Annotated in this window: 3 protein-coding genes; 2 read left to right on the forward strand and 1 reads right to left on the reverse strand. The window is 62.3% G+C overall.

Features of this window, described 5'->3' with window-relative positions:
• Positions 1–109: 109 nt before the first annotated feature.
• A complete protein-coding gene (locus tag QMX86_RS27670; protein WP_073473291.1) occupies positions 110–877 on the reverse strand; it encodes a sulfite exporter TauE/SafE family protein in 768 nt (255 codons plus the stop codon).
• Between the two features lie 220 nt (positions 878–1,097).
• Here QMX86_RS27670 and xseA point away from each other — a divergent pair, with 220 nt between their 5' ends.
• Positions 1,098–2,477 (forward strand): exodeoxyribonuclease VII large subunit, encoded by a 1,380-nt coding sequence (gene xseA / locus QMX86_RS27675; RefSeq protein WP_282387706.1) that lies wholly within the window; start codon positions 1,098–1,100, stop codon positions 2,475–2,477.
• Between the two features lie 3 nt (positions 2,478–2,480).
• Positions 2,481–3,302 (forward strand): peptidoglycan DD-metalloendopeptidase family protein, encoded by an 822-nt coding sequence (locus tag QMX86_RS27680; protein ID WP_282387707.1) that lies wholly within the window; start codon positions 2,481–2,483, stop codon positions 3,300–3,302.
• The last annotated feature ends 92 nt before the right edge of the window (positions 3,303–3,394 follow it).

A 3,394-nucleotide genomic window follows, 5' to 3' on the forward strand; every position in this document is an offset into this window, starting at 1 on the left:
CGAAAGCGCAGTGTCAGGCTGCATTTTTGTTGCTGACCCACCGCATTCGCGAGCAGGCTCGCTCCCACAAGGAACTGCGGCCGGCAGCTTAATCCCTGAAGAAATCCGGTCAAGTGCTGAAATAGCGCACGATCAACGCGATGCCGCTGGCCAGCACCAGCCAAGTCACCAGCCGCACAAACGCCTCGCGCGACAACCTCATGGTCAGCCGCCGGCCGATCCACAAGCCCAGCGCCATGGCCGGCAATAGACACAGCGCCAGCATCAACAAGGGTAGCTCGGCATACACACCGGCGATGACAAACAGACTCAAGCGCACCACGGTGCTGCAACTGATCAACGCACTTTGCGTGGCCCGCGCCGCGTCCTTGGGCAGGCGGCTGTTCAGATAGATCGCGTAAAGAAAGCCGCCACTGCCAAACAACGCGCCGAACAAACCGCCCACTGTGCCCATCGGCACCGCCCACGCTGCCGACAACTGTGCCGGCCGCGCTTTCACCCACAGGCTGTAAACCGCATAGGCACTGATAAACAGCCCCATCAACAGCAGCAACAGATCGGATTTCAGATTCAGCAGGAAGATCACCCCCAGCGTGCAGCCGATTGCCATGCACGGCAGCAGCCTGAGCAATTCCGGCTTGGCGACGTCGCGCCGCGAGGGCAGCAGATTGCCGAATGCCGCGACGAAATCCAGCAGCACCAGCAGCGGCACGATTTTCGACAGTGGCATGAACAGGATCAGCATCGGCCCCGCGACCAGCGCCGTGCCGAAACCGGCGATGCCGAATACGATGTAGGCCAAGGCGATGGCCACCCCGATGACCGCCCAACCGCCCGCGCCCCACGACCACGCCCCCAACAGCTCCATCACGCTCATCGTCCGCATCCTTTATAAGACCGCGCTGACTGTAGCCAGTAGCGGGCGGCACGACCAGATATGAATTGATCCCATGTGGGAGCGAGCCTGCTCGCGAATGCGGGGTGTCATTCCCCGTTGTTGTCCGCTGACACAATGCTTTCGCGAGCAGGCTCGCTCCCGCAGGGTTTTGTGTGGGTGTCATGGTGATTGGCGGGCAAATGCCTTTAAACTGCGCCCCATGATTAAAGATCCCTTTGCAAGACTTGGCCTGGACCGTGAAGTCCTGACCGTCAGCCAGCTCAACGGCCGCGCGCGGGTGTTGCTTGAAGACGTGTTCAGCAACATCTGGGTCGAGGGCGAAATCTCCAACCTCGCGCGTCCGGCGTCCGGCCACGTCTACTTCTCCCTCAAGGACAGCGGCGCGCAGGTGCGTTGCGCGTTGTTCCGGCAGAACGCCGCCCGCGTGCGCCAGGCGTTGAAGGACGGTCTGGCGGTCAAGGTGCGGGGCAAGGTTTCGCTGTTCGAAGGCCGTGGCGACTATCAGCTGATCCTCGACACCGTGGAGCCGGCCGGTGACGGCGCGCTGCGTCTGGCCTTCGATGCACTGAAGGAAAAGCTCAGCGCCGAAGGCCTGTTCAGTGCCGAACGCAAAGTGCCGCTGCCCGCGCATCCGCAGCGCATCGGCATCATCAGCTCGCCGACCGGCGCGGTGATTCGCGACATCATAAGCGTGTTCCGCCGCCGTGCGCCGCAGGTGCAACTGACGCTGATTCCGACCGCCGTGCAGGGCCGCGAGGCCACCGCGCAAATCGTCCGCGCGCTGAAAATGGCCGATGCCCGTGGCTTTGACGCGCTGATCCTCGCCCGTGGCGGCGGCTCGCTGGAGGACCTCTGGTGCTTCAACGAGGAAGCGGTGGCGCGCGCGGTCGATGCCTGTGTCACACCGATCGTCAGCGCCGTCGGCCATGAAACCGATGTTTCGATCAGCGATTTTGTCGCCGACGTCCGCGCCCCCACGCCCTCGGCCGCCGCCGAACTGCTTGCCCCGGATTCCAGCCATCTGATCCGTCAGGTCGAGAGCCTGCACCGCCGTCTGGTGATGCGCATGCGTGACCGCTTGATGCGTGATCGCCTGCGTCTGGAAGGCATGGCGCGACGGTTGCGCCATCCCGGCGAACGTCTGCGCCAGCAGGCGCAACGTCTGGATGATCTGGACATGCGCATGCGCCGCGCTTTCGAGCGCAGCCTCAATACCCGCCGCGAACGCCTGATCCGCCTGGAAACCCGTCTCGCCGGGCAACATCCGGGGCGCCAACTGGCGATGCTTCGTCAGCGCCTCGACAGCCTCGCCGAACGTTTGCCCCGGGCCATGCGCGATGCTCTGAAACAGCGTCGGCAGCAATTGCACAGTCAGATGCAGACCCTGCATGTGGTCAGCCCGTTGGCGACTCTCGGCCGGGGTTACAGCATTCTGCTCGACGAGCGTGGCCACGCGATCCGCAACGCTGCGCAGACCCACACCGGCCAGCGCCTGAAAGCCAAGCTCGGCGAAGGCGAACTGCAAGTGCGCGTCGAGGACAATCACCTGACGCCCGTCACCCTCTCTTTACTGGACTGATCCATGCCGCGCTTTCTCGCTCCGCTGCTGTTGCTCTGCCTGACCTTCAACGCCCACGCCGACAGCTACATCACTCGGCTGCTGAACAAACCAGTGCCGGGCGGCGTCGCCGTGGTGGAGCTGGGCACCGCAGCGCAGGCGCCGAAGGCCACTTATCAAGGCAAACCGGTATTGGTGGTCAAAGAGCACAACAACTGGCTGGCAATCGTTGGCGTGCCGCTGACGGTCAAGCCTGGCGCGCAGCAGATCAGCAGTGGCGGGCGTAACCTGCCGTTTACCGTGGGCAGCAAGAAATACCCGGAACAGCACATCACCCTGAAGAACAAACAGCAGGTCAATCCGAACGCCGACAACCTCAAGCGCATTGAGGGTGAACTGGCGGAACAGATCGCGGCTTATCGCAGTTTCAGCCCGAACACGCCGAGCAATCTGCTGCTGGACAAACCGGTCAACGGACCGCTGTCGAGCAAGTTTGGCGTGCGTCGTTTCTTCAATGGCGAAGAACGTAATCCTCATGCCGGTCTCGATTTCGCAGTGCCCGCGGGCACGCCGATCAAGACCCCGGCGGCGGGCAAGGTGATTCTGATCGGCAATTACTTCTTCAACGGCAACACGGTGTTCGTTGACCATGGCCAGGGCTTTATCAGCATGTTCTGCCATATGTCGAAGATCGACGTGAAGAACGGCCAGCAACTGGCGCGCGGCGCGGTGGTCGGCAAAGTCGGTGCGACTGGCCGGGCAACCGGGCCGCATATGCACTGGAACGTCAGCCTGAACGATGCGCGAGTGGATCCGGCGATTTTCATTGGTGCTTTTCAACCTTAAACAAATTCAACAGGGCTGATGGCCTCTTCGCGAGCAAGCTCGCTCCCACAGGGATTTGTTTATGAATGCAATCCAATGTGGGAGCGAGCTTT

This window comes from Pseudomonas sp. PS01270, from assembly GCF_029959775.1.
GTDB classification, from domain to species: Bacteria; Pseudomonadota; Gammaproteobacteria; order Pseudomonadales; family Pseudomonadaceae; genus Aquipseudomonas; species Aquipseudomonas atacamensis.

Bases quoted from the DNA above. Each gene is read 5' to 3' on its own strand.
- QMX86_RS27670 (WP_073473291.1), bottom strand. From the start codon at position 877: ATGAGCGTGATGGAGCTGTTGGGGGCGTGGTCGTGGGGCGCGGGCGGT.
- xseA (WP_282387706.1), top strand. From the start codon at position 1,098: ATGATTAAAGATCCCTTTGCAAGACTTGGCCTGGACCGTGAAGTCCTG.
- QMX86_RS27680 (WP_282387707.1), top strand. From the start codon at position 2,481: ATGCCGCGCTTTCTCGCTCCGCTGCTGTTGCTCTGCCTGACCTTCAAC.